The organism is Pseudomonas japonica (genome assembly GCF_900188455.1).
GTDB classification, from domain to species: Bacteria; Pseudomonadota; Gammaproteobacteria; order Pseudomonadales; family Pseudomonadaceae; genus Aquipseudomonas; species Aquipseudomonas japonica.
This window is the reverse complement of sequence record NZ_FZOL01000004.1, coordinates 14,094-37,292: the sequence shown is the minus strand read 5'-3', so window position 1 is coordinate 37,292 and position 23,199 is coordinate 14,094. Positions and strand designations below refer to the sequence as shown.

General features: G+C 61.8%; 17 protein-coding genes and 1 pseudogene. 8 read left to right on the top strand and 10 right to left on the bottom strand.

Features of this window, described 5'->3' with window-relative positions:
• The first annotated feature begins 43 nt into the window (after positions 1–43).
• Complete coding sequence (locus CHB99_RS06480) at positions 44–1,786, top strand: DUF3365 domain-containing protein (RefSeq protein ID WP_141137259.1); 1,743 nt, start codon at positions 44–46, stop codon at positions 1,784–1,786.
• Positions 1,787–1,834: 48 nt separating this feature from the next.
• Here CHB99_RS06480 and CHB99_RS06475 read toward each other — a convergent pair whose 3' ends face one another.
• The 5 genes from CHB99_RS06475 to CHB99_RS06455 all read right to left on the bottom strand — a co-directional run bounded on the left by CHB99_RS06475 (position 1,835) and on the right by CHB99_RS06455 (position 7,704).
• Positions 1,835–2,752, bottom strand: coding sequence for a hypothetical protein (locus tag CHB99_RS06475; RefSeq protein ID WP_052419354.1), 918 nt, complete (start codon positions 2,750–2,752; stop codon positions 1,835–1,837).
• Positions 2,753–3,270: 518 nt separating this feature from the next.
• Complete coding sequence (locus CHB99_RS30515) at positions 3,271–4,389, bottom strand: TniQ family protein (protein ID WP_084702477.1); 1,119 nt, start codon at positions 4,387–4,389, stop codon at positions 3,271–3,273.
• On the bottom strand, positions 4,341–5,234 hold the full coding sequence (locus tag CHB99_RS06465) for a TniB family NTP-binding protein (protein ID WP_042121013.1): 894 nt from the start codon (positions 5,232–5,234) through the stop codon (positions 4,341–4,343). Before CHB99_RS06465 ends, CHB99_RS30515 begins: the two co-directional genes overlap by 49 nt.
• Positions 5,231–7,141, bottom strand: coding sequence for a helix-turn-helix domain-containing protein (locus CHB99_RS06460; RefSeq protein WP_042121012.1), 1,911 nt, complete (start codon positions 7,139–7,141; stop codon positions 5,231–5,233). The genes CHB99_RS06465 and CHB99_RS06460 overlap by 4 nt, the downstream gene beginning before the upstream one ends.
• Positions 7,138–7,704, bottom strand: coding sequence for a TnsA endonuclease N-terminal domain-containing protein (locus CHB99_RS06455; RefSeq protein ID WP_346426406.1), 567 nt, complete (start codon positions 7,702–7,704; stop codon positions 7,138–7,140). Before CHB99_RS06455 ends, CHB99_RS06460 begins: the two co-directional genes overlap by 4 nt.
• Positions 7,705–7,899: 195 nt before the next feature.
• On the opposite strand from CHB99_RS06455, the pseudogene CHB99_RS06450 reads away from it, so the two are divergent.
• Both CHB99_RS06450 and CHB99_RS06445 read left to right on the top strand, forming a co-directional pair.
• A pseudogene (locus tag CHB99_RS06450) lies at positions 7,900–8,574 on the top strand (ATP-binding protein); the annotation flags it as partial.
• A 35-nt stretch (positions 8,575–8,609) separates the two neighbouring features.
• A complete protein-coding gene (locus CHB99_RS06445; protein WP_042121010.1) occupies positions 8,610–8,846 on the top strand; it encodes a type II toxin-antitoxin system Phd/YefM family antitoxin in 237 nt (78 codons plus the stop codon).
• A 49-nt stretch (positions 8,847–8,895) separates the two neighbouring features.
• Here CHB99_RS06445 and CHB99_RS06440 read toward each other — a convergent pair whose 3' ends face one another.
• Complete coding sequence (locus CHB99_RS06440; protein WP_042121009.1) at positions 8,896–9,213, bottom strand: DUF6124 family protein; 318 nt, start codon at positions 9,211–9,213, stop codon at positions 8,896–8,898.
• 506 nt (positions 9,214–9,719) lie between these two features.
• On the opposite strand from CHB99_RS06440, the gene CHB99_RS06435 reads away from it, so the two are divergent.
• Positions 9,720–11,153 carry a mechanosensitive ion channel family protein gene (locus CHB99_RS06435; RefSeq protein ID WP_042121008.1) on the top strand — a complete coding sequence of 478 codons (1,434 nt, stop codon included), beginning with the start codon at positions 9,720–9,722 and terminating at the stop codon, positions 11,151–11,153.
• Here CHB99_RS06435 and amaA read toward each other — a convergent pair.
• On the bottom strand, positions 11,150–12,439 hold the full coding sequence (gene amaA, locus CHB99_RS06430; protein WP_042121007.1) for an L-pipecolate oxidase: 1,290 nt from the start codon (positions 12,437–12,439) through the stop codon (positions 11,150–11,152). The two genes, CHB99_RS06435 and amaA, sit on opposite strands and share 4 nt — an antisense overlap.
• Before the next feature lie 146 nt (positions 12,440–12,585).
• Positions 12,586–14,076: an L-piperidine-6-carboxylate dehydrogenase gene (gene amaB, locus CHB99_RS06425; RefSeq protein WP_042121006.1), complete on the bottom strand. Its 1,491-nt coding sequence runs from the start codon at positions 14,074–14,076 to the stop codon at positions 12,586–12,588.
• 139 nt (positions 14,077–14,215) lie between these two features.
• Here amaB and CHB99_RS06420 point away from each other — a divergent pair, with 139 nt between their 5' ends.
• The gene (locus CHB99_RS06420) at positions 14,216–15,115 is read left to right on the top strand and encodes a LysR family transcriptional regulator (protein WP_042121005.1); all 900 of its coding nucleotides are present in this window, start codon (positions 14,216–14,218) and stop codon (positions 15,113–15,115) included.
• A 97-nt stretch (positions 15,116–15,212) separates the two neighbouring features.
• Complete coding sequence (gene hglS, locus CHB99_RS06415; RefSeq protein ID WP_042121004.1) at positions 15,213–16,601, top strand: 2-oxoadipate dioxygenase/decarboxylase HglS; 1,389 nt, start codon at positions 15,213–15,215, stop codon at positions 16,599–16,601.
• A 10-nt stretch (positions 16,602–16,611) separates the two neighbouring features.
• Here hglS and CHB99_RS06410 read toward each other — a convergent pair whose 3' ends face one another.
• On the bottom strand, positions 16,612–17,556 hold the full coding sequence (locus tag CHB99_RS06410; protein WP_042121003.1) for a LysR substrate-binding domain-containing protein: 945 nt from the start codon (positions 17,554–17,556) through the stop codon (positions 16,612–16,614).
• 130 nt (positions 17,557–17,686) lie between these two features.
• On the opposite strand from CHB99_RS06410, the gene CHB99_RS06405 reads away from it, so the two are divergent.
• Entirely contained in the window at positions 17,687–19,075 is a 1,389-nt protein-coding gene (locus tag CHB99_RS06405) for a NorM family multidrug efflux MATE transporter (RefSeq protein ID WP_042121002.1), read from the top strand.
• Between the two features lie 129 nt (positions 19,076–19,204).
• Here CHB99_RS06405 and CHB99_RS06400 read toward each other — a convergent pair whose 3' ends face one another.
• Positions 19,205–20,869, bottom strand: a complete 1,665-nt coding sequence (locus CHB99_RS06400) for a putative bifunctional diguanylate cyclase/phosphodiesterase (RefSeq protein WP_042121000.1) — start codon at positions 20,867–20,869, stop codon at positions 19,205–19,207.
• 266 nt (positions 20,870–21,135) lie between these two features.
• On the opposite strand from CHB99_RS06400, the gene rep reads away from it, so the two are divergent.
• Positions 21,136–23,145: a DNA helicase Rep gene (gene rep / locus CHB99_RS06395; RefSeq protein WP_042120999.1), complete on the top strand. Its 2,010-nt coding sequence runs from the start codon at positions 21,136–21,138 to the stop codon at positions 23,143–23,145.
• The last annotated feature ends 54 nt before the right edge of the window (positions 23,146–23,199 follow it).

The following is a 23,199-nucleotide window of genomic DNA, read 5'->3' as shown; positions in this document are numbered from 1 at the left end:
AGCGCCTACCCAGGATCGGTATCCTTGACATTGGAGTCATGAATTGCCTCAACGCATCCTAAGAACTCAACGTCGCGAAAACCTGACTGAGGCCGGTGACAGAGGGGCTGTTGCTCATATGCGCGGCACCTTCGTGGTGTGGAGCTACGAGCGGGTGACGGCCAACATGAACGCCCCAAGCATCCCTCTCGTTGATGTCATTTGCAGACACTTGGATCGCAATGACAAGCCTTGGAGATACGAGCCTGTGCGGATGGGAATAAGCCGCCTGGCAAGCTTTCGCATCGGCACGATCTGGCAAAACGGTGAGTGTATTGCCGAGACCGACTTGGGAGACGACAAGGAGTTTTCTTTAGACTTCACGGAGGGCTCCTGGTCGCATCTCGGGCTACCCGGAAATCAGCAGCATCCATTTTTCAAGCAGGACTACCCCCTGCGCCCCTTGATCACGGGCGATGAGCTGACTCACTTCCTGAACTTCCCGTTGTCGTCTAAAGAGAATCTGCTCATACCTTGTCTCGAATTTCTAGTTCGCGGCTACGCCAGCACTCCAGATATTGCCAGGCTACTCGCTACTTATCCTTTATCGACCGTTCAACAGCGACTGTATGCAAGCCTTGAGCAGGATCGGCGGACCTGGCTTGTGCACCCCGCACGGCATGTTCATGACGACGATGCCCTGCTCCTCGCCTCGATGCTGTACGACCCGTACACACGAGATGCTGCATCAGAGATCTATGCACAGTTGGATGTCGCTCGCGGCAGAAAGAATCAACATGTGAGCCTCGAGGTTCGGCCATGGTTTCAGGGTTCGGCAGAGATCCGGGCCAGAGGTCGCTGGGTCAATGGTGGAACAACGTTCCTATGCTACGAACTCACCGGCATGAGTGAGCCGCAGAGTCACCCTTACGAGATTAGGCGGCCGAGCTATACGAAGGAGGATCCGTTGGCGGAGGTTGTAACGGTCGTCAACAGGGAGCGTGATGAAATACCGAAGCCAGACGACCCCTTCGAAATCACTGACATAGATGAGCCTCATAAAGACGCAGCAGAATGGCGTAAACCCGATCCTGGCTTCGCGCGGCTTGGCCCTAGATGCCCTGTGACCCGCTCCATTCAACAGCGACCGTATTCAGAGAAAAAGATCCTCAACACCCCCCCTGCCAAGACAACCGATCTGTCCACCGGAGACAGAGTCGGTAATAGCGATGTGGGCAGACGAAAGAATTACGCAAAACGTGTCGCAGGCGACGGCGGTGTTCTGAAGGGAATATGGGATGAGCTGGTTCGCCTAAAAAAACTTCAGCCTGGCTTTAGTCACCTGGAGTACTTTTCAAACTTCAGCTTCCAATCCGGGCCAGTTTTCAAATTGCAAACACTCCGCCCGTTCAACGACCTAGATGAGCCAACACCGGAAGCCGTTAGATGGCTAAAGCACAACGGCAACGCTTCAAGAACCCGGGGCATCATGATTGTTCGTATGGTTATTGGTGGCCGCAGCTTCTACCTATTCGAGCCTCAACGAAAGCAAAAACTCCGAAAAGACACCTACTATGAGGAGTCATCATTCGGTCTGTTGATGGAGATTCCGGACCCGAGATCTGCGGAAGAACAGATATCCCATATCTGTGACAAGATCAGATTCCATAGCGGGAAATTCGGAGCATTGGAGGGCCTTAAAGACCATCACAACCTGGTCCTGCACATCACCCGACAGGCACGGTTCTACGCTAACTCGACGCTTCGGAACGCGTTCTTGAAAAGAGGGGTTGAGCTTGTGCGATGACCCGCTGTGCGCCATGCCGTGCATGCTTCGGAGTTGGGAGCTAAGTCATCACTCGACAAGGGGCTTCCAGGGCCCCGGCACCCAATAGGTTTTACCGTTGAGAGCAACGCTGTAGCCGCATTGCCCTTCCACGGTGAACGGAGTGTAAGAGATCATTTTTTTACTCACCCGCGGCAGCTTATGAAACAGCATCAGCGCCGTTTTTATCCAGTTCCGCTCGAACGCTTCGCCCTGCTCTCGGCTGTCATACATCGCGTGGATATCGGCCTCCAGCCGCTGGCTTCGCGCCCTCGACTGAGCACGCTTGCTGACATCCGCGTTCAAATCGAGCTCATAAGTGCGATTCAAATAGGCGATGAAACCTCGGCTTGAAGCTCGCTGCCCCGGCTTGTGAATTAGATAATCCGTCACCGCTTGTTGTACTGGCAGTGCCTCCAGTAACTCAGAGCCTGCGGCGAGTAAATCTCTTGCCGCCCTCATGGAGAGACGGACCGAGCGGATCGTCGTCTTTCCTTGGCCCTGCCGTGACATGAGGTAGGCTCGATACCCGGATAGCGCCGTCTGGGCGGCTCCCGAAGGCATCGAGTTGATCATCTCCTGAATTCTTCGCTTATCAGAATGTTCTTCACGCATTGTCGCATCCGGCTGAATACCGTACCGCTCGCTCAACCACAGCATCGGCGTTCGCATCCTACGCAGGCCGTCAGCCTCGAAGTGGTTGAGTAACGAAACGTACGAAGGCAACTCAGCAGAATGCGTGTCCAGAAAGCTGAAGAACACCAAATAGTGTTTCAACTTGAGCGCAGCCTTACGCGCTCCCATCTGGGTACATAGCCATTCGCAGAACTCGGCAAAATGCTTACGAACAGAGGCTCGGTCGTAGCCCTCGATTTGAATGCGAACACGTCGTTCGAATGTTTTCTTCCAGGTGCAGTCGTCGCACTCCTTCCCCCTGCCGGCGGGCATCGGCCGGCTGCAGGTTAAGCACTGGCTTTCTCCGTTTTCTGTGCACAGCTTGCATCGCAATCGTCCATCAGCCCCAAGAACAAGGAAACGGTGCCGCCTGCAATCTGGACAGGTGCCGGCGTCTTCACGTGCGCACCGCGGACAGTATCGAACGTTGTCGTTCTTTTTCGACACCCGGGTGAGGCGGGTGGACAGTGTTCCACACCGCTCGCAGGGCTCAGGGGCTTTGAAGTAATGCGCGCAGCTGTTACAGGCGGGGCCGTATTCGGTCATCAGCCCGACTGGCTTACCAACACCAGAACAACGCACACAAGGAGCCTTCGCCTCGCAAGAAAGGCACAATCCATGTGTGTCCAAGGTGTATATCCGCGCGAAGTTTCCGCACCCCCGACACAGTGAGCGCTTGAACAGCCGTGAGTAACAGGTGCTGCAGAACCTACGACCCCGATGCACGCGATGGATTTTTTTGCCGGCGCGATGGCAATTATCACAGCAAGGCGCGGGCAAGCCGGTGGAGGTCATCGCTGAAACTTCCTGAGCAATCTGTGCCACTGGAGTAACACGCTCTTGGGCAAACGAGGCTTATCAGAATGTGTTTCTGGAGCGTGGCGCTGCCAGCGGCTGTGCATCACCGATGTCAACTCAGCGAGGGTCTCGGGTAATTTGCCTCCCCGGGACAAAAGAAGTGAGGGGCTCGCACCTTCGTCTCGGGCAGCGCGTATCAATCGGTCCGGGCCTGCCTGGATCATGATCCACACATTGGACAACAAATCCGCTCGTTCACCCGGCGCCAGGTACTCGAAAGGCAACCCTGTACCTAGAGGAGGGGCATCCTCGAAACTGACGCCTAGCTTCTTGAAGAAGGAATCAGTACAGGACCCTCGCCCTCTGGCACCGTTGCGTAGAAGCCCAAGCATCCACTTCGCCAACGAAAGCCATTCAACGAGTGGTAGGTGAGCCTGGCCATAGAACAACGGTGGCCCTGAAAACAAACTGTCTGTTGCATTTTGGAATCGCAAAGCATTTTCCAAGACAGGCCCTGGTCTCGCACATTTCAGCTCAAAACCGCACCTGTGACAGTGGCCGAGGTCTAGTTCGGGCGGCAGAAGGAGATGAGGACAAAGCGGAGCGTTGCAATGTTCGCAGTGATCCAACAGGCCCGCGTGATGAATGGGGCACACGGTATGCCAAGCCAACCGCCCCTGGAGCAGATAGTGCGGCTGATGAGTGTCAAAACACAGAGGACAATACTGTAGCCCCCCGCACCTACGCCGATTACGAACACCAAGGCAGAGTATCCATGGAGCGATACCGTGGGGGAAATGCTCAGCCCCGGTCATTTGCGCCCAAAAGCGCACAAGCGTTGAAGCCTCCAGGGCCCCTACAGTCAGCCCTGATCGAGCGTGTAAAGCTGCAAGCTGACCGCGGCTCAACTCTCGATCAATGTCTACGCACCATGCCCTGACACCAAGCCAAACATCGCCGGTGAGCGTGGTTGGCTCGCAATCATGAGCTAACGCACACCGCACCAGCCATGAAGAGATTACTTCGTCTTCAAGGAGTGCGGGTGCCAGCGGCCAGAGGGCGTTTACAGGACCTGCTCCTGCAGTCCATTGGTACTCGTAGGGCGCATGCATCGGTTCTTCTCAAGCAGCTTTCTATCAATCACTTCACTGCCGTTACGTATCGCCTCCTTCGCGCACTCGCGAAGAAGGTATTCGACGTTGCCAGTGTTCCCATCGGATATCGCATGGATGAGAGTTGCCAGCTCCGGTGAATAGATTTTAGAAGGATTCTTCAGAGGTAATACCGATTCGAAGCTCTTCAGAAACCCTTGAAACTCAGCGTTCGCAGACCAGGCCGGGAGCGACACCACCTTGAAGCGGCTAGCATACTGAGCATCAAGCACCAGAAGCTGCAAAGCCGTACGCGTTCCCACCAGCACGAGAGAAATACTCATCACGTTTCCCAGCATTTTCAGCTCGTTCATCGTGTCCATACGCTTGGCAGGCGATCCATTGTTTATCGTATGAGCCTCGTCAACAATCAACATACGAACCCGCGCCTCGCGCATCATGTGCATTGCCTGATGGCGCAGCTTGGACAGGGGAGCAGTCGGGTTGTGTGGAGCCCAGAACTCGCTGAGAATCGCGTTATAAAGCTCTCTCTCATCTGGCTTGTGGATCTCAACGCAGATCACTGGGCGTACGCTCGTTGCGTCATCGCTGATGTAGCTCTGTCCAGATGAGTCCATGAATCGGTGGAGGATGGTGGTCTTCCCTGAGTTGGACGCTCCGACTGCGAAGAGGTTGGGCATTCGTGGCCGTGTAGGCTTGCGTAAGAGCCCGTCCAGAATGTCCAAGAGTGCTGCACCTGCGCGATAGTGAATCCAACGCGGTGAGTCCAGGAATAGGATGCGCTCATCGTCACTCTTGAACATTACGTCTCTGAACTTCGGGGCGATGTGCAGATAGTCAGTCACCACACGTCTCCAAAGGTGTCTACCTCGTCGATCGAGAGCATTTCGGAGGACGCCGGCAGTTCGACCGTAGGCTCAGGAATCGGACTAGGCCTTGCCGGGGTCGACTGTTTCATATTGTTCGCTCGGCTCTGAGCACTTTTCCGAGCTTGTTTGGTCTTCTCCGCAGCTTCGATTTCCTGCCGTTTGTTCTCGTCGGAAAACCTATCCACAAGCTCCTCGTTAACCGCCCCCAAGCCCGCAGCCCTAGATTTCTTTTTCGCGTTCACATACTCCGCCACGGTGCCCCCTTGATATCGAGCCCGAAGGATGGGTACCTCGAAATACTCGTTCAACGCAGGATCCTTGAACCAAATCCTGTTGATATCCCGCGGGTCCCTCCGGAAGAGAAACTTTCGCTGCTTGCCTGTTGCGGGATCTGTGGCTCCGACCCAAGGACGTAGAGCTTCAGCGAAGTACATCGCGTCCATTTCCACCCCATAAGGATGGATCACTCGCTCTGCGGATGGGAGGAAGTCGAGCTGAAATGACCAAGGGTCTGCGACCCGCGGAGGTAGCGGTGAAATCGGGGTATGTTCCTTATCCCCAAAGAAGGCCAGATTCCATTTGCGAATCGGCGCCATCCCCAATCCGTTATGAAACTGCTCATGGTATTTGAGGATGTTTCGAATCAGCCGGGCTTCAAATTCAGCAAACGTGTAAATCGCTTCTCCATCAGAGTCGTATTCACGCCGCTCAAGCGGGTTGCTGAATGTCGCGCCTTTGTCTCTCTTGCTGTGTCTCGAATTGCTATTGATGTATCGCTCGATGTGGCCGCCCCAATGCTTCTCGCCTTTGGGCCGAAATTCTTTATGAATCGCATGGTTGTTAAGCGACCGAATGAGGTTCTCGGTTTTGAAATCGCGACCATTGTCACTATGCAAGGTGGTCATTTTCCCCCAGACAGGCCACTCGCCACTAATCCCGTGCTGCGCCAGCCACTGTTCTTTTGGAAGAATGGAATGGACCACGCACATCGCCACCGAGAGCGCTGATGGTGCCTGCATCGATAGGTAGTAGCCGGTGACCATTCGCGTATGGACACAGATCGCTATGGTCAGCCATGGACGTCCAATGGGCTTGCGGTGAACATCATCAACGATAATCAGATCGATCGGGCTGTGATCTATCTGCACGATCTGGAGAGGGTATTCAGTTTCAAGACTGCCTACCCTCGCGGCATGCTTGTTGTTGGCAAGCTCGATGTCTCCACGCCTTAGAAGCCGTACCCGCTCGGGAATGTTATTGATACGGGCTTGAACGGTTCTGACCGCGGGTTGAGGAAGCTTGAGAGCCCGACAGGCTTTCCGGGCTTGGTAAACGGTAGAGGCAACGTCTGGCCGCTGAGGAGTCAGGTAGTACTCGTCCAAGACAGTTTTGATGACCTCCTCCACTTCTGGAGAAATTCTTGAACGACCTGGGCTCCACCCACGTTTGGAAGGAATGAGTCCCGTCAATTCTCCCCGTTCCTTGTAACGACGCAGCCATCGGTAGATGGTGACAGGATCAACGCCAGATTCCTTAGCCCTCTCTTCTACGATCTTTTTGGGCTGACCTTCATAACGGAGAAGAGGTTGGATAACCGTGTATCGCTTCTGCGCAATAGCCCACTCTTCAGTACCGATATCCTCCAAGTCGTAGTCGGCATAAGGTCCAACGATTTTGCTCCCGATAAACGGCTTGAGCTCTTGTATCCGAAGCACCTTCGGGCGCCCCATTTCGATATCCAGGCCCAGAACGGAATTGAAGTCGAGCACTTGAGTAATGCGATATGTCGACTTCCGGTGGCAGACCAACTCGCCCAGCTCGATTTTGACGAATGAGCGGTCGATTTTGAGGCCTTGAGGTTCCGGACTTTTAGAATCGCTCATTGGGCCAGCTCCACTTGAAGGGAGCCACTCAAGGTCCCCGATATGTCGCAGTCAAGCTGACGAGTCGCTATCAAATGGAGCACATGAGATTGGCCCAATGCCTCATCACCTTGGAAGTGGAGCGCGGTCAGATAATCAACCGAAGCGAATCCTTTCAAGGCCACAGTCCTCACGATGGCGTCCAGATCCACCTGGGCGTAATCCGCGTATCTGTATCGCTCGAGGGTCTGGATGTTTTTCAAGGACTGGCCGCGGATACGAGACTCATCGTAAATGTGGAAATCCCACCCCTGCTGCCTGGCGTAGCGCCACGCCGCCTTCCACTTCGGCAACCACTCCCGCCAATATTTGCGCCACTTTTCCTCGGGTTTCACCTCGACCAGCATGGGTCGCCGCCCGGTGTGGGAGTGGAAGCGCACTAGGTAGTCGGGGGTATAGGTGTAGGCCTTGCCATTGCGGGCAACGAAGTCCAGTGTCACCGGCTGAGATATGGCGTGAAGAACGTCCAGGCGGAAGTCCATCCTGCGCAAGAAGTCGCGCTCTAGGGCTGATTCGAAAGCCACGCTTACTCCGCGAAAAGCGAAGACTCCAGACAAGCTTTTCGTCGTAGATTTTATAGCCCTCGCCTGGGAGAACGGAGGCTGGTTGCAGCTATTTCTATCCATAGTAGGCCAGTTGCACCTATTTTGAGTTTTTGGTTGCAGCTAATAATGGAAGGATAGGGCAAAAAATGGCCCTCTCCGGCAAAACGCGTTGCACCAAATTCGCAATGTCACACTGGTTCTCGTCCGACACCAGGCGAAATTACCCTGGCTCATCACGGGGTGCTTTTTCTCGACGAGCTTCCCGAGTTCGAGCGCCGGGTCCTGGAAGTGCTGCGCGAACCGCTGGAATCCGGCGAGATCGTGGTGGCGCGGGCACGGGACCGGGTGCGTTTTCCGGCGCGCTTTCAGTTGGTGGCGGCGATGAATCCCTGCCCCTGTGGATATCTCGGCGATCCCACCGGGCGCTGCCGGTGCAGCAGCGAAATGGTCCAGCGTTACCGCAACAAGCTGTCCGGCCCGCTGCTGGATCGCATCGACCTGCACCTCACCGTTGCCCGCGAAGCCACCGCGCTCTCGCCCACCCACAACGACGGCCCCGACAGCGCCACCCTGGCCCGGCAGGTCGCGCTGACCCGCGAGCGGCAACAACAGCGCCAGGGCTGCGCCAATGCCTTTCTCGACCTGCCCGGCCTGCGCCGGCATTGCGGGTTATCCACAGCCGATGAGCAGTGGCTGGAAACGGCCTGCGAACGATTGACCCTGTCGCTGCGGGCAGCACACCGGCTGCTCAAGGTGGCGCGGACGCTGGCGGATCTGGAGGAGGTGGAGAACATTCGGCGAGAGCATCTGGCCGAGGCATTGCAGTATCGGCCGGCGGGGCAGGAGTGACACTTTGGGTTTGATAATGGAAAAGGAGCAATGTGATGAAATCACTGACTATTGATGAAGCACTAAACCGATTCGGTCAGACCTTGAGCGACGTCTGTCGGGAGCAGAAACCCATAATGATTACTCGCGAAGATGGAGAACCCGTGGTCATGCTCTCGCTGAGAGAGCACAACTCACTGGTCGAAACGCTTTATTTGCTCGGCAACGAAAAGAATGCCGCGTGGCTGAGAGAGTCCGTGGCGCAACATCGAAACCGGAAAGAGAAACCTTAGTTTCGTTTCGACGTTCATCACTTTTGGCACATTCGAATCAGGGCACTGATTACTCTTGCCTGCTGCTGCCGTTCCGAATGAACCCCGCCAGCACCGAGTCCACCAGCGCCTTGGCCATCTCGGCCTGCTGGGCGAGGCCTATCACCAGGGCGTGATCGTTGGCGGTCAGGTGTTGCGCGGCATCGCAGGCGGAGGCCCGCAGGCAGCTGAGCAGCAGGCAGGCATGGACCAGCGCGTCTTCAGTGCAAATGCCCTCACGCACCATGAACATGCAGTTGCCATGGAAATCATGCGGACCGAATGACGTACCAGAGGTGCTGAACCGGGAGAAATCGAAGGGCGGCGGATCGGGGACGGGCTTTTTCATTGCGCAACTCCTATTGCGGTTGAGCTGCCACCGAAGCGCTGCGAAACGAAAGGTGGCAGCTGTACGTGGGTTCGCAGACCGGGCAATAGGAACCGGCGCACCCGAAGGTGCCCCACGCACAGCCGCCATGGACAGATCTCGCCCTTCAGAGAGAACGAAACTGCAAGGCAAACCGTGACTATTGCTCCAGGCTGCGACACCCGGTCATTGAAACCAATGAGGGTCGGAGCCTAGGCAGCCGGCCAGGCCGGCGCAACAGAGCAACAGGCCGCGAAGTATGATTCAGAAACGACTGACAGAAAACGGCTACAGGGCATTGTGAAATCTGTTGTTTCGAATGACAGTTGAGGCAGTCGGGGACTGCTTCGCAGTCCTTCGCGGGCAAGCCACGCTCCTACGGGGTCATCGCGTAAAACGGGGTCTTGCCGCCCCCCCCGTAGGAGCGTGGCTTGCCCGCGAAGGACCGCACAGCGGTCCCAAAAAGCACCCCGCACTGTGAGATCCCCATGCCCGCCTTCATCCAGGACCACGCCCTGCTGATCAGCATCACCCTGCTCCTGCTCGACCTGCTGCTCTGGCGCGCCATTCCCCTGGAACAGCGCAACTGGCGCACGGCGTCCCGAGTGCTGGCGTTCCTGCTGTTTTCGGCGGTGCTGATCAGCGCCGGCATCAGCCCCCTGCAACCCCCGCCCTGGCCCGACGACGTGGCGCGCAACCTGGTGGCGACGGTGCTGGAGATCGTCTGGTGGCTGTTCGCCGCGCGCACGCTCACCGTGGTCCTCGGCCTGGTCCTGATTTCCCGCAGCGGCCACACCGGCCGCCTGCTCCAGGACGTGCTCGGCGCGGTGATCTTCCTGGTGGCGATCGTCGCCGCCGCGGCCTATGTCATGCAGCTGCCGGTCAAGGGCCTGCTGGCGACCTCCGGGGTGATGGCGATCGTCATCGGCCTGGCCTTGCAGAGCACCCTCAGCGATGTGTTCTCCGGCATCGTCCTCAACACCACCCGCCCCTATCAGCTCGATGACTGGATCAGCATCGACGGCACCGAGGGCAAGGTGATCGATATCGACTGGCGCGCCACCCGCCTGCTGACCGGCAACGGCAGCATGGCGGTGATCCCCAACTCGGTGGCGGCCAAGGCGAAGCTGCTCAATTTCAGCCGGCCCGACGATGTTCACGGGGTGTCGATCAGCGTGGTGGTACCGGCCAGCGTGCGCCCGCGCAAGGTGCTGGATGCCCTGGAGAAAACCCTGCAAGGCAGCAGCGCGCTGCTGACCAACCCCGCGCCGAAGGCGACGATCAAGACCGCCAGCCTGGAGTCGGTGGAATACGAAGCCAGCGGCTTCGTCGCCTCGATGGGCCAGAAAACCAGTGTGCGCAACCAGATGTTCGACCTGGCCCACCGCCACCTGGTCGCCGCCGGCGTGATCTGGAACCCGGACAGCGATCTGCGCCCCTGGAGTCGCCAGCGCAGTCTGCTGGAGGACGTGCGCATCTTCCGCGCCCTGAGCAGCGAGGAAAAGGACAGCCTCAGCCAGCGCATGATCGCCGTGGAGTACCCGGCGGACCAGGTGATCCTCGGCGTCGACGAGGCGTCCGCGCACGTCCTGGTGATCGGTACCGGCGTGATCTCGGCCTCGGTCCGCGACGGCGAGCGCCTGCTGGAAGCCGGACGCATGGGGCCGGGCGAGGTGCTGGGGGTCGAGGGCCTGCTCGACGGTGACGCGTCCAGCGCCGAATTCCGCAGCCTGACCAGTTGCCTGCTCTATCGCATCGACAAGGCCGAGGTCCGCAGTTGCCTGGAGCAGCGCGACGAGGTGAAGGCGGCGCTGAGCAAGCTGCAGCGCTTTCGCCAGGAAAACAGCCAGTCGTTGCTGTTGCAGAAGCCCGCCACGATCAAGAAAGGCGGGTTCCTCAACTGGCTGCAGCGCAAGGCCTAGAGCACCACGCGCAGACACTGCCCGGCGTGATACAGCGAGAACCCGGTCTCGTAGAAGCCGGTGCGCAGCGCCGGCACCGCCACCGGTTTCATCGGCGAGAACGGGATCGGCAATGCGGCAGGATCATCCTCCAGCAGGAACTGGGCGAAGGCCTTGCCGATCACCGTGCCGGTGGTGTTGCCACGGCCGTTGTAGCCGGTGACCGCGACGATCCCTGGCGCCGGTTCGAACAGGCGCATCAGGTGATCCGGCGTGAAATCGATGCAGCCGGTCCAGTGCATTTCCCACTCGACCTTGCCCAGTTGCGGGAAGTAGTGGCTCTGGATGCGGTCGGCCCAACTGCGGATGAACCAGGCGGGCTTGTTGTCGACCCGACCGAGGCTGCCCAGCAGCAGGCGGCCCTGCTCGTCGCGGCGAATACTGCTGAGCACGGTGCGGGTGTCCCAGGAGCCCTGGCCGTGCTTGAGCACGTTGTCGGCGGCGGCACCGTGCAGCGGCACCGAGGCGACCTGGTAGTAGTAGCCGCGGAAGAAATGGCGTTGCAGGTCGGTCCAGTCGCCTTCGGTGTAGGCGCCGGTGGAGATCACCACTTTCTCCGCCTGCACCGAGCCTTTCGCGGTGTTCACCCGCCAGCCCTGGTTGCCGGCGCGCTCCAGGCCCTGCACCGGGGACTGCGCATGTATCCGCCCGCCCAGGCGCTCGACGGCCGCGGCCAGGCCACGGGTGTAGGCCATGGGGTTGATGGTGCCGGCGCGGCGGTCGAGCAGCGCGGCGGAGATCTGCGTGGTGCCGCAGTATTCCTCGCAGCGGGCGCCGCTGAGCAGTTCGACATCGGCGCCGCGGCGGGTCCATTGTTCGTGGCGGGCCTGCAGGTCGGCGACACCGGTGGCGTTGTGCGCCATGTGCAGGGTGCCTTCGTTGCGCGCCTGGCAGTCGATGCCGAGGCGCTTGATCAGGGCGAAGACTTCCGCGGGCGCCTCGCCCAGGACCTTGTTCAGGCGGCTGCCCTGTTGCTGGCCGAGGGTGGCTTCGACGTCGTCGGGGCGGATCCAGGTGCCGGCGTTGACCAGGCCGACGTTGCGCCCGGAACCGCCGTTGCCGATGTCACGGGCTTCCAGCAGGACCACGGACTTGCCCTGTTCGAGCAGGTGCAGCGCGGCGCTGAGCCCGGTGATGCCGCCGCCGATGACACAGACGTCGGCCACGGCCGCGGAGGCCAATGGCGAAGCGGAAGCCTCGGGTGGGGTGATGTATTCCCACAGGCATTGTTGACGCAGGTCGGGCATGGGTGGGTCCCCGGAGCAGATATTGGTTTTGTTATCTGGGGCCGCTGTGCGGCCCTTCGCGAGCACGCTCGCTCCTACAGTCAACCTCACCCATTCCTGTAGGAGCGAGCTCGCTCGCGAAGGACCGCGAGGCGGTCCCAGTCCGATCAGTCGAACACAATGCCCTGGGCCAACGGCAACTCACGGGAGTAGTTCACCGTGTTGGTCTGCCGGCGCATGTAGGCCTTCCAGCTGTCCGACCCCGACTCACGCCCGCCGCCGGTTTCCTTCTCGCCACCGAAGGCGCCACCGATCTCCGCGCCGCTGGTGCCGATATTGACGTTGGCGATGCCGCAGTCGCTGCCTGCCGCGCTCTGGAAACGCTCGGCCTCGCGCAGGTCGGTGGTGAAGATGCACGAGGACAGGCCCTGCGGCACCTCGTTGTTCAGGCGCAGCGCCTCCTCGAAATCATCGTAGGTCAGCACATAGAGAATTGGTGCGAAGGTCTCGTGACGGACCACCTCGGTCTGCCCCGGCATGTCGACGAGGGCTGGCGCGACGTAGTAGGCATTCGGGTACTGCTGCGCCAGCTGACGCTCGCCACCGAACACCTGGCCACCCTCGTCGCGCGCACGCGCCAGGGCGTCCTGCATGGCCTGGAACGAGGCCTTGTCGATCAGCGGCCCGACCAGGTTGCCGTCGCGGGGATCACCGATACGCACCTTGCCGTAGGCGGATTGAACCCGGGCCAGCACTTCGTCCTTGACCGAACGGTGCACGATCACCCGGCGCAGGGTGGTGCAACGCTGCCCGGCGGTACCGACGGCGCTGAACAGCACGGCGCGCACGGCCAGGTCGAGGTCGGCGCTGGGGGCGAGGATCATGGCGTTGTTGCCGCCCAGTTCGAGGATGCTGCGCCCGAAGCGCGCGGCGACCCGCGGACCGACTTCACGCCCCATGCGGGTGCTGCCGGTGGCGCTGACCAGCGGCACGCGCGGATCGTCCACCAGCGCCTGGCCCGCGTCGCGATCACCGATGATGACCTGGCTCAGGTTCTGCGGCGCATCGCCGAACCTGGCCAGGGCCTTCTCGAACAGGGCCTGGCAGGCCAGCGCGGTGAGCGGCGTCTTCTCCGACGGTTTCCACACCACGGCGTTGCCGCAGACCAGCGCCAGGGTGGTGTTCCACGCCCACACCGCGACCGGGAAGTTGAACGCGCTGATCACCCCGACCACGCCCAGCGGATGCCAGCTTTCGCGCATGTGGTGGCCAGGACGCTCGGAGGCGATGGTCAGGCCGTAGAGCTGGCGCGACAGGCCAACGGCGAAGTCGCAGATATCGATCATTTCCTGCACTTCGCCCAGGCCTTCCTGGGTGATCTTGCCGGCTTCCACCGAGACCAGTTCACCAAGGTCGGCCTTGTGCTCGCGCAGCACCTCGCCGAACAGGCGGATCAACTCACCGCGACGCGGCGCCGGCACGTTGCGCCAGGCTTCGAACGCCTGTTGGGCGTGCGCGATCCTGGCCCCGACCGAAGCCGCCGGCTCCAGTTGCACCGAAGCGATCACGCTGCCATCGATCGGGGTATGAACGGGATGGTTGCCCGTGGTGTAGGCGCTGGCCGGAACACCCAGGCGGTCAAGCAGTCCATCAACCATTTTGTTCTCCTGCAAGGCGGTGAGAGGTTGTAATCATTGTCGTGGATCAGTATTAATCCGATCACTACACGGCAACAAACGACGTTTATTCCGCACATCATTCCGTCAGGTAATGATCCTTCGGCCTGGAGATGCCGCTATGTCCAAACGCCTGGTGCCCTCGATGGCCGCCCTGCAGTGCTTCGAAGCCGCCGCCCGGCACCTGAGCTTCACCCGTGCCGCCGAGGAACTGCACCTGACCCAGAGCGCGGTGAGCAAACAGGTGGCGCAGCTGGAGGAGATGCTGCGCCATCACCTGTTCCTGCGCATCCGCCGCCGCCTGCAGCTGACCCCGGCCGGCGCCCTGTACCTGGCCGAGGTGAACAAGATCCTGACCCAGGTCGACATGTCCAGCCGCTACATCATGTCCTACGGCGAACAGACCGAAGTGCTCAAGGTCGCCACCCAGCCGAGCTTCGGCGTGCGCTGGCTGATCCCGCACCTGAAAGGCTTCGGCAAGCGTCACCCGAACATCCACCTGGATATCCGCAACGAGATGGAGCCGTTCTCCCTGCTCCAGGCCAAGGCCGACGTGGTGTTCTTCTACGGCCAGGGCACCTGGCCGGGGGCGACCTGCATCGAGCTGTTCGGCGAAGAGGTACTGCCGGTGTGCGCGCCTGAGCTGCTGCAGGGGCGCACACTGACCGACGCCAGCGAACTCTCCGACCAGGTCCTGCTGCAGAGCACCACACGCCCTGAAGCCTGGCACGAGTGGTTTCTCGAACAGGGCCTGCATTCGCCCAACAGCTACCACGGCCCGCGCTTCGACACTTTCCATATGTGCTTGAGCGCGGCCCAGGCGGGTTGCGGCGTGGCCCTGGTGCCGAGCTACCTGGCCACTGCCGACCTGGCCGAAGGCAAGCTGGTGGTGCCCTGGCCGCATCGCATGCGCAGCAATGGCGCGCACTTCCTCGCCTTCTCCGAGCACGCCGCCGAGGTGCCCAAGGTGCGTAGCCTGGTGGACTGGATCGCGGAACAGGTAGCGGCCGAGAAAACCTGAATTTTTGGAATGACTGCTCGACTTTTTTTCGCTTGAAGTCGATCAGCATTCCTCGCTTTCATGTATGAGTGCCCGACCACTCACCAGGAAGCCAGCGATGCCCGCTCAAGATTTCGTCAGCCCGGACAACATCCGCGCGCGGTTCTCCGCCGCCATGTCGCTCATGTACAAGCAGGAGGTTCCGCTCTACGGCACGCTGCTGGCGCTGGTGAGCGAGGTCAATCGCCAGGTGATGGCGGCGCGTCCCGAGGTCGCCGAGGCGCTGCGCTGGACTGGGGAGATCGAGCGCCTCGACCAGGAACGCCACGGCGCCATCCGCGTCGGCACGGCGACCGAACTGGCGACCATCGGCCGGCTGTTCGCGGTGATGGGCATGCACCCGGTGGGTTACTACGACCTCAGCTCCGCCGGGGTGCCGGTGCATTCCACGGCGTTCCGCCCGGTGCACGAGCAGTCCCTGCATGTCAGTCCGTTCCGGGTCTTCACCTCGCTGCTGCGCCTGGAACTGATCGACGACCCGGCCCTGCGCGAACTGGCCGCTTCGATTCTGCAAGAGCGCCAGATCTTCACACCCCGCCTGCTGGAGCTGATTGCGCAGAGCGAGCGCGATGGCGGCCTGAGCGACGCGGATGCCGAGGCCTTCGTCAGCGAAGCCCTGCACACCTTCCGCTGGCACCCTGAAGCCACGGTGACCGCGGGGCAGTACCAGCAGTTGCACGACCAACACCGCCTGATCGCCGACGTGGTGGCCTTCAAGGGCCCGCATATCAACCACCTGACCCCGCGTACCCTGGATATCGACCTGATCCAGCTGGGCATGCCGACCAAGGGCATTGCGCCGAAGGCCGTGATCGAAGGTCCACCAACCCGCCGTCACCCGATCCTGCTGCGCCAGACCAGCTTCAAGGCACTGCAGGAATCCATCGCGTTCCGTGATGCCGACGGCAGCCACACCGCGCGTTTCGGCGAGATCGAGCAACGTGGCGCGGCGCTGACGCCAAAGGGTCGGCAGCTCTATGACCAGTTGCTCGATGCCACCCGCGAGGCGCTCGGTGGCGCGCCGGTGGAGCACAATGCGCAGCGCTACATGAGCCTGCTGGCCGAACAGTTCAGCGCCTTCCCCGATGATCTGCGGCAGATGCGCGAGCAAGGGCTGGCGTACTTCCGCTACTTCGTCACCGACAAGGGCCTGGCCGCCCGTGACACGGCGCAACGACCGACCACGCTGCAAGGGTTGATCGACGCTGGGCATGTGCATTACGAAGCGCTGGTCTACGAGGATTTCCTGCCAGTCAGTGCCGCCGGGATCTTCCAGTCCAATCTTGGCGATGACGGCCAGGCGGAATATGGCAGCAACGCCAACCGCGAGGCATTCGAGGAAGCGCTGGGGCAGCGGGTACAGGATGAACTGGCGCTGTATGCCGAGACTGAGCGGCGCTCACTCAGCGCGTGCGCCGCAGCCCTGGGGTTGTCGGCGCTGGCCTGACCTGACCCGATCACTCGCCGCTGCTGACGTCATTTGCCTGCAGCATCTCCACCTCCGGCAGGCGCATCGCACGCGCCTCGCCCTGCAGGAAATCGCTGAGCCGACGCAGGCGCTCGCCGCCGGGGCGGGTGCGCGGCCAGACCAGGTAATAATCCAGCCCGCTGGCCACCGCTGCTGGCCACGGCAGGCTGAGACGCCCCTGGGCCACGTCCTCGGCGACCATCAGCAGATCGCCCATGGACACGCCATAACCCCGTGCCGCGGCGATCATGCCCAGTTCCAGGGTGTCGAACACCTGACCGCCCTTGAGCGAGACCTGCTCGCTCAAGCCCATGCGCGCCAGCCAGGTGCGCCAGTCGCGCTTGTCCGGGGTCGGGTGCAGCAGTTCGCAGGCGACCAGACGCTCGACGGTCCATGGACCTTCCTCAAGCAGTTCCGGGGCCCCCACCGGCACCAGCAGCTCCGGGAACAGCCGACTCACCGCCCAGTCCGGCGGAAAATGCCCGTCGCCCAGCAGCACCGCGCAGTCGAAGGGCTCCTGGTTGAAGTCGACATGATCGACATCCATCCAGGCGCTGGTCAGTTGCACCTCGTTGCCCGGCTGCAGATGGCGGAAGCGGCTGAGCCGCGCCAGCAGCCAGCGCATGGTCAGGGTCGACGGTGCCTTCATGCGCAGCACGCCCTCCTCGCTGCGCAAGGTGCCGCAGGCCCGCTCCAGCGCGGCGAAACCTTCGCGCACGCCAGGCAGCAGCAGCCGCGCCGCCTCGCTGAGCTGCAGGCTACGGCCGTTGCGCACGAACAGGCGACAGGCGAAATGCTCTTCAAGGGTGCGAATGTGCCGGCTCACCGCGCTCTGGGTGATGTTCAACTCATCCGCCGCACGGGTGAACGAGCTGTGCCGCGCGGCGGCCTCGAACGCGCGCAGGGCGTACAGCGGGGGAAGACGATTGGACATGGCGGACCTCCTTGGTAGCATCTTCGCATGAGTTTTACTCATGCCAATGATCGTTTTTATCCTTTTGTGGATCTTGACGCAAAGGTCGAGAATTGGCGGCTTGTCAGTCACTTTCACAAGGACAGCGATCATGCAGGCGGCGCCCACCCATGAACTCAAGGCACTGCTGCGGCTGGCGGGGCCGCTGATTGCCTCGCAGTTGGCGCACATGCTGATGCTGCTCACCGACACCCTGATGATGGCCAGGATCAGCCCCGAGGCCCTGGCCGGTGGTGGCCTGGGTGCGGCGAGCTATTCGTTCGTGTCGATCTTCTGCCTCGGTGTGATCGCCGCGGTGGGCACGCTGGTCGCCATCCGCCACGGTGCCGGCGACGCCGCGGGTGCCACCCGCCTGACCCAGGCCGGGCTGTGGCTGGCCTGGGTGATGGCGGTGGTGGCGGCGCTGGTGTTGTGGAACCTGGGACCGGTGCTGTTGCTGCTCGGCCAGACCCCGGGCAACGTCGAGCACGCCAGCCACTTCCTGCTCCTGCTGCCCTTCGCCCTGCCCGGCTACCTGACCTTCATGGCCCTGCGCGGCTTTACCAGCGCACTGGGGCGCTCGTCGCCGGTGATGGTCATCAGCCTGGTCGGGACCGTGGTCAACTTCCTGCTCAACTATGCGCTGATCGAGGGCATGTTCGGTCTGCCTAAACTGGGGCTGGTGGGGATCGGCCTGGTCACGGCGCTGGTCGCCAACGCCATGGCCATCGCCCTGGCCCTGCATGTCCGCCGGCACCCGGCCTATGCGTCCTATCCGATCCGCCGCAACCTCAGCCGCCCGTCACTGCCGGCGCTGCGCGAGCTGTGGCGCCTGGGCCTGCCGATTGGCGGCACCTACACCGTGGAGGTCGGCCTGTTCGCCTTCGCCGCGCTGTGCATGGGCACCATGGGCAGCACCGAGCTGGGCGCGCACCAGATCGCCCTGCAGATCGTCTCGACGGCGTTCATGATTCCGGCGGGGTTGTCCTATGCCGTGACCATGCGCGTCGGCCTGCACTATGGCGCGGATCGCCTGCTGGCGGCACGGCAGGCCGGACGGGTCGGGATCGGCTTCGGTGCGGCGGTGATGCTCGGCTTCTCGGTGCTGTTCTGGGTCATGCCGGAGGCGCTGGTGGGCCTGTTCCTCGACCTGGAGGATCCGGCGTTCGCCGGGGTGGTCCATTTGGCGGTGAGCCTGTTGATGGTCGCGGCGTGGTTCGAACTGTTCGACGGGATCCAGACCGTCGCCATGGGTTCGATTCGCGGCCTCAAGGATGCCAAGACGACGTTCCTGGTGGGCCTGTTCTGCTACTGGGTGATCGGCGCGCCGGCGGCGTGGATCATGGCATTCCCGCTGGGGATGGGCGCGGTCGGGGTCTGGTGGGGGCTGGCGCTGGGGCTGGCGTTCGCGGCGATCAGTCTGACCCTGGCGTTCGAGTGGCGGATGAAGCGGATGATCGGTGGGGTGGGCCGTTCGCTGGAATTGCGGCCAACCCCGTAGGAGCGCGGCTTGCCCGCGAAAGGACCGCGTAGCGGTCCAAAAATGGTGTCGCCAGAGCGAGTCTGGGACCGCTACGCGGTCCTTTCGCGGGCAAGCCACGCTCCTACGAGGACCAGCGCGATCTGGTTGTTACAAGGCCACCGGCTTCTGCGCCGCATTGAGCAGCAGATACTCCACCAGCGGTTCGATCGCCAGCGGCTTGCTGATCAGGTAACCCTGCACCTGGTCACAGCCGAAACTGCGCAGCAGGTCCAGTTGCTCCTCGGTTTCCACACCCTCGGCGACCACCTCCAGATGGAGGTTGTGCGCCAGGTTGATCATGGCGTGGACCAGCTTGCGGTTCTCCTCGCGCAGCTCCATCCCGCCGACGAAGCTGCGGTCCACCTTGAGCAAGGCAATCGGCAGGCTGTTGAGGTGGACGAACGACGAGAACCCGGTACCGAAGTCATCCAGCGAGAAGCGCACACCCAGCCGCCCGAGGGCGTCCATGGTCTGCTTGACCAGGTCATTGCGGCGCATCACCGCGGTTTCGGTCAGTTCGAACTCCAGCCAGCGCGCATCGACGCCATGCTGCACGATCAGCCGGCTCAGGGTCGCCAGCAACTGACTGTCCTGGAACTGGCGGAACGACAGGTTCACCGCCATGTGCAACGGCATCAGGCCGCGCTCGCGCAGAATCTGCATGTCACGCAGGGCCCGGGAAATCACCCAGTAGCCCAGTGGCACGATCAGCCCGCTCTGCTCGGCCAGCGGCACGAATTCGCTGGGCGGCAGCAGGCCGCGTTCGCCATGGCGCCAGCGCACCAGGGCTTCGAGGCCGACGATGCGGCCTTCGGCCAGGTCGAGGCGCGGCTGGTAGTGCAGTTCCAGTTCGTCGCGGCGCAAGGCGCGGCGCAGCTCGCTCTCCAGATCGGCGAGGCTGCGCGCGTTGCGGTTTATGCGTTCGTCGAAGACGTGATAGGTGCAGCCTTGAACGCCTTTGGCCTGCTGCATGGCGATGTGCGCGTGCCACATCAGCGGGTCGGCGCCGGCCTGGGCGCGGGCATGGGCAACGCCAAGGCTGCAGCCGATCAGCAGGCTCTCGCCATCGATCCAGTAGGGCTCGGCCAGGGCTTCGACGATCCGTTCGGCCATGCGCTCGGCCCGTTGCGGCTCGCGGCGGGTGTCGATGAGCAGGGCGAATTCGTCGCTGCCCAGGCGCGCCACGCGGTCGCCGGCCTCCAGTTGGCTCTTCAGGCGGCCCACCACCTGCAGGATCAGGCGGTCGCCGCCCTGATGACCGAGGGCGTCGTTGGCATGCCGGAAGTTGTCGAGGTCGAGGTGCCCGAGGGCCACGCCGCGCCCTTCGTTCTCGGCCAGGCGCGCCGCCAGCAGGGTCTGGAAGCCCTGGCGGTTGGCGATGCCGGTGAGCGGGTCTTCCTCGGCCAGACGCTGCAGGGTCGACTCCAGCACCCCGCGCTCGCGCACATGGCGCAGGCAGCGGCGCACGATGTCGCTGCCCAGCTGACCGCGCACCAGCCAGTCGCTCACACCTGGCGGCGCCTTGGCCGGCTCGGCATCGAGCAGCAGCACCATGGGCAGGTCGCAGCGCCCTGGCGCCGGCTGGCGTGCGGGGGTGGTCAGTACCACGGCGTTGCGGTCGCGAGCGAACAGGCTGTCCACCGACTCCCAGCTCGGCGCCGTCAGCAATACCGCGGCGCCCGCCAGCGGCAGCAGCGACTCGCCGAGAGCAGTCGCCCACTCGGGTTCCTCAGCCAGCAGAAGCAAACGCAACGGTTCGGCAGGCGTAGACAAGCTCTCTCCTTAGTTGGCAACACGCGAACGCAGACGGGGCGCGGGACGAATCATTTGTTACAACCGCACTAATGTAAATGATTTTCACTTGGAACAAGCGCTCATGCCCAAGGAAAATCTATCCATTTGGAGGCGCATCCTGATGGAAAGTAGCAGAGCCGGCAAATTTAGATATTGTGCTGCGTCACACTGTCAGACGGTCGCGCCATGAAGACCAAGCCCTGTTAAACTGCGCGGCTATTTTTCAGCCACCCCCGGTTCACCTCATGTCCCGACTCAATCCCCGGCAGCAAGAAGCCGTGAACTATGTCGGCGGCCCGCTCCTGGTACTCGCCGGCGCAGGCTCCGGCAAGACCAGCGTGATCACCCGCAAGATCGCCCACCTGATCCAGAACTGCGGGATCCGGGCCCAGTACATCGTGGCCATGACCTTTACCAACAAGGCCGCGCGGGAGATGAAGGAGCGGGTCGGCACCCTGCTGCGCAAGGGCGAGGGCCGCGGCCTGACGGTCTCGACCTTCCACAACCTCGGTCTGAACATCATCCGCAAGGAACACGTGCGCCTGGGCTACAAGCCCGGTTTCTCGATCTTCGACGAAACCGACGTGAAAGCCCTGATGACCGACATCATGCAGAAGGAGTACTCCGGGGACGACGGCGTCGACGAGATCAAGAACATGATCGGCGCCTGGAAGAACGACCTGATCCTGCCCCCCGAGGCCCTGGAAAAGGCGCGCAACCCCAAGGAGCAGACCGCCGCCATCGTCTACATGCACTACCAGCGCACGCTCAAGGCGTTCAACGCGGTGGACTTCGACGACCTGATCCTGCTGCCGGTGAAGCTGTTCGAAGAACACCGCGACATCCTGGAGAAGTGGCAGAACCGCGTGCGCTACCTGCTGGTGGACGAATACCAGGACACCAACGCCAGCCAGTACCTGCTGGTGAAGATGCTGATCGGCACGCGCAACCAGTTCACCGTGGTCGGCGACGACGACCAGTCGATCTACGCCTGGCGTGGCGCGCGTCCGGAAAACCTGATGCTGCTCAAGGATGACTATCCGTCGCTGAAGGTGGTCATGCTGGAGCAGAACTACCGCTCCACCAGCCGTATCCTGCGCTGCGCCAACGTGCTGATCGCGAACAACCCGCATGCCTTCGAGAAGCAGCTGTGGAGCGAGATGGGCCACGGCGACGAGATCCGCGTGATCCGCTGCAAGAACGAGGAAGCCGAAGCCGAGCGGGTGGCCATGGAAATCCTCAGCCTGCACCTGCGCACCGACCGCCCGTACAGCGATTTCGCCATCCTCTACCGCGGCAACTACCAGGCCAAGCTGATCGAGCTGAAACTGCAGCACCACCAGGTGCCGTATCGCCTGTCCGGCGGCAACAGCTTCTTCGGCCGCCAGGAAGTGAAGGACCTGATGGCCTACTTCCGCCTGCTGGTGAACCCGGACGACGACAACGCCTACCTGCGGGTGATCAACGTGCCGCGCCGGGAAATCGGCTCGACCACCCTGGAAAAGCTCGGCAACTACGCCACCGAACGCAAGATATCGATGTACGCCGCCAGCGAGGAGCTGGGCCTGCGCGAGCACCTGGACACCCGCTTCACCGAGCGCCTGGAGCGCTTCAAGCGCTGGATGGACAAGGTCCGCGAGCAGGTGGCGCTGGAAGACCCGATCGCCGCGCTGCGCAGCATGGTGATGGACATCGACTACGAAAACTGGATTCGCAGCAACAGCTCCAGCGACAAGGCCGCGGACTTCCGCATGGGCAACGTCTGGTTCCTCATCGACGCGCTGAAAAGCACGCTGGAGAAGGACGAGGACGGCGACATGACCATCGAGGACGCCATCGGCAAGCTGGTACTGCGCGACATGCTGGAGCGCCAGCAGGAAGAGGAAGAAGGCGCCGAGGGCGTGCAGATGATGACCCTGCATGCGTCCAAGGGCCTGGAATTCCCCTACGTGTTCATCATGGGCATGGAGGAGGAAATCCTCCCGCACCGCTCCAGCATCGAAGCCGACACCATCGAGGAAGAGCGCCGCCTGGCGTATGTCGGCATTACCCGGGCACGCCAGACCCTGGCCTTCACCTTCGCCGCCAAGCGCAAGCAGTACGGCGAGATCATCGATTGTTCACCGAGCCGCTTCCTGGATGAACTGCCGGCGGACGACCTGGCCTGGGAAGGGCTGGACGACGCCCCCGTCGAGGTCAAGGCCGCACGCGGCAATACGGCGCTTGCCGATATCCGTGCCATGCTCAAACGTTAGATAATCCACCCTTTCAATCGCCCTGGCCCATGCCGGGGCCTTTTGCTTACATCC

What these genes read in the sequence shown, in the direction of transcription:
- CHB99_RS06475 (WP_052419354.1), bottom strand. Translation starts at nt 2,752, where the DNA reads ATGCCCGCCGGCAGGGGGAAGGAGTGCGACGACTGCACCTGGAAGAAA.
- CHB99_RS30515 (WP_084702477.1), bottom strand. Translation starts at nt 4,389, where the DNA reads ATGCATGCGCCCTACGAGTACCAATGGACTGCAGGAGCAGGTCCTGTA.
- CHB99_RS06460 (WP_042121012.1), bottom strand. Translation starts at nt 7,141, where the DNA reads ATGAGCGATTCTAAAAGTCCGGAACCTCAAGGCCTCAAAATCGACCGC.
- CHB99_RS06445 (WP_042121010.1), top strand. Translation starts at nt 8,610, where the DNA reads ATGAAATCACTGACTATTGATGAAGCACTAAACCGATTCGGTCAGACC.
- CHB99_RS06440 (WP_042121009.1), bottom strand. Translation starts at nt 9,213, where the DNA reads ATGAAAAAGCCCGTCCCCGATCCGCCGCCCTTCGATTTCTCCCGGTTC.
- CHB99_RS06435 (WP_042121008.1), top strand. Translation starts at nt 9,720, where the DNA reads ATGCCCGCCTTCATCCAGGACCACGCCCTGCTGATCAGCATCACCCTG.
- amaA (WP_042121007.1), bottom strand. Translation starts at nt 12,439, where the DNA reads ATGCCCGACCTGCGTCAACAATGCCTGTGGGAATACATCACCCCACCC.
- amaB (WP_042121006.1), bottom strand. Translation starts at nt 14,076, where the DNA reads ATGGTTGATGGACTGCTTGACCGCCTGGGTGTTCCGGCCAGCGCCTAC.
- CHB99_RS06420 (WP_042121005.1), top strand. Translation starts at nt 14,216, where the DNA reads ATGTCCAAACGCCTGGTGCCCTCGATGGCCGCCCTGCAGTGCTTCGAA.
- hglS (WP_042121004.1), top strand. Translation starts at nt 15,213, where the DNA reads ATGCCCGCTCAAGATTTCGTCAGCCCGGACAACATCCGCGCGCGGTTC.
- CHB99_RS06410 (WP_042121003.1), bottom strand. Translation starts at nt 17,556, where the DNA reads ATGTCCAATCGTCTTCCCCCGCTGTACGCCCTGCGCGCGTTCGAGGCC.
- CHB99_RS06405 (WP_042121002.1), top strand. Translation starts at nt 17,687, where the DNA reads ATGCAGGCGGCGCCCACCCATGAACTCAAGGCACTGCTGCGGCTGGCG.
- rep (WP_042120999.1), top strand. Translation starts at nt 21,136, where the DNA reads ATGTCCCGACTCAATCCCCGGCAGCAAGAAGCCGTGAACTATGTCGGC.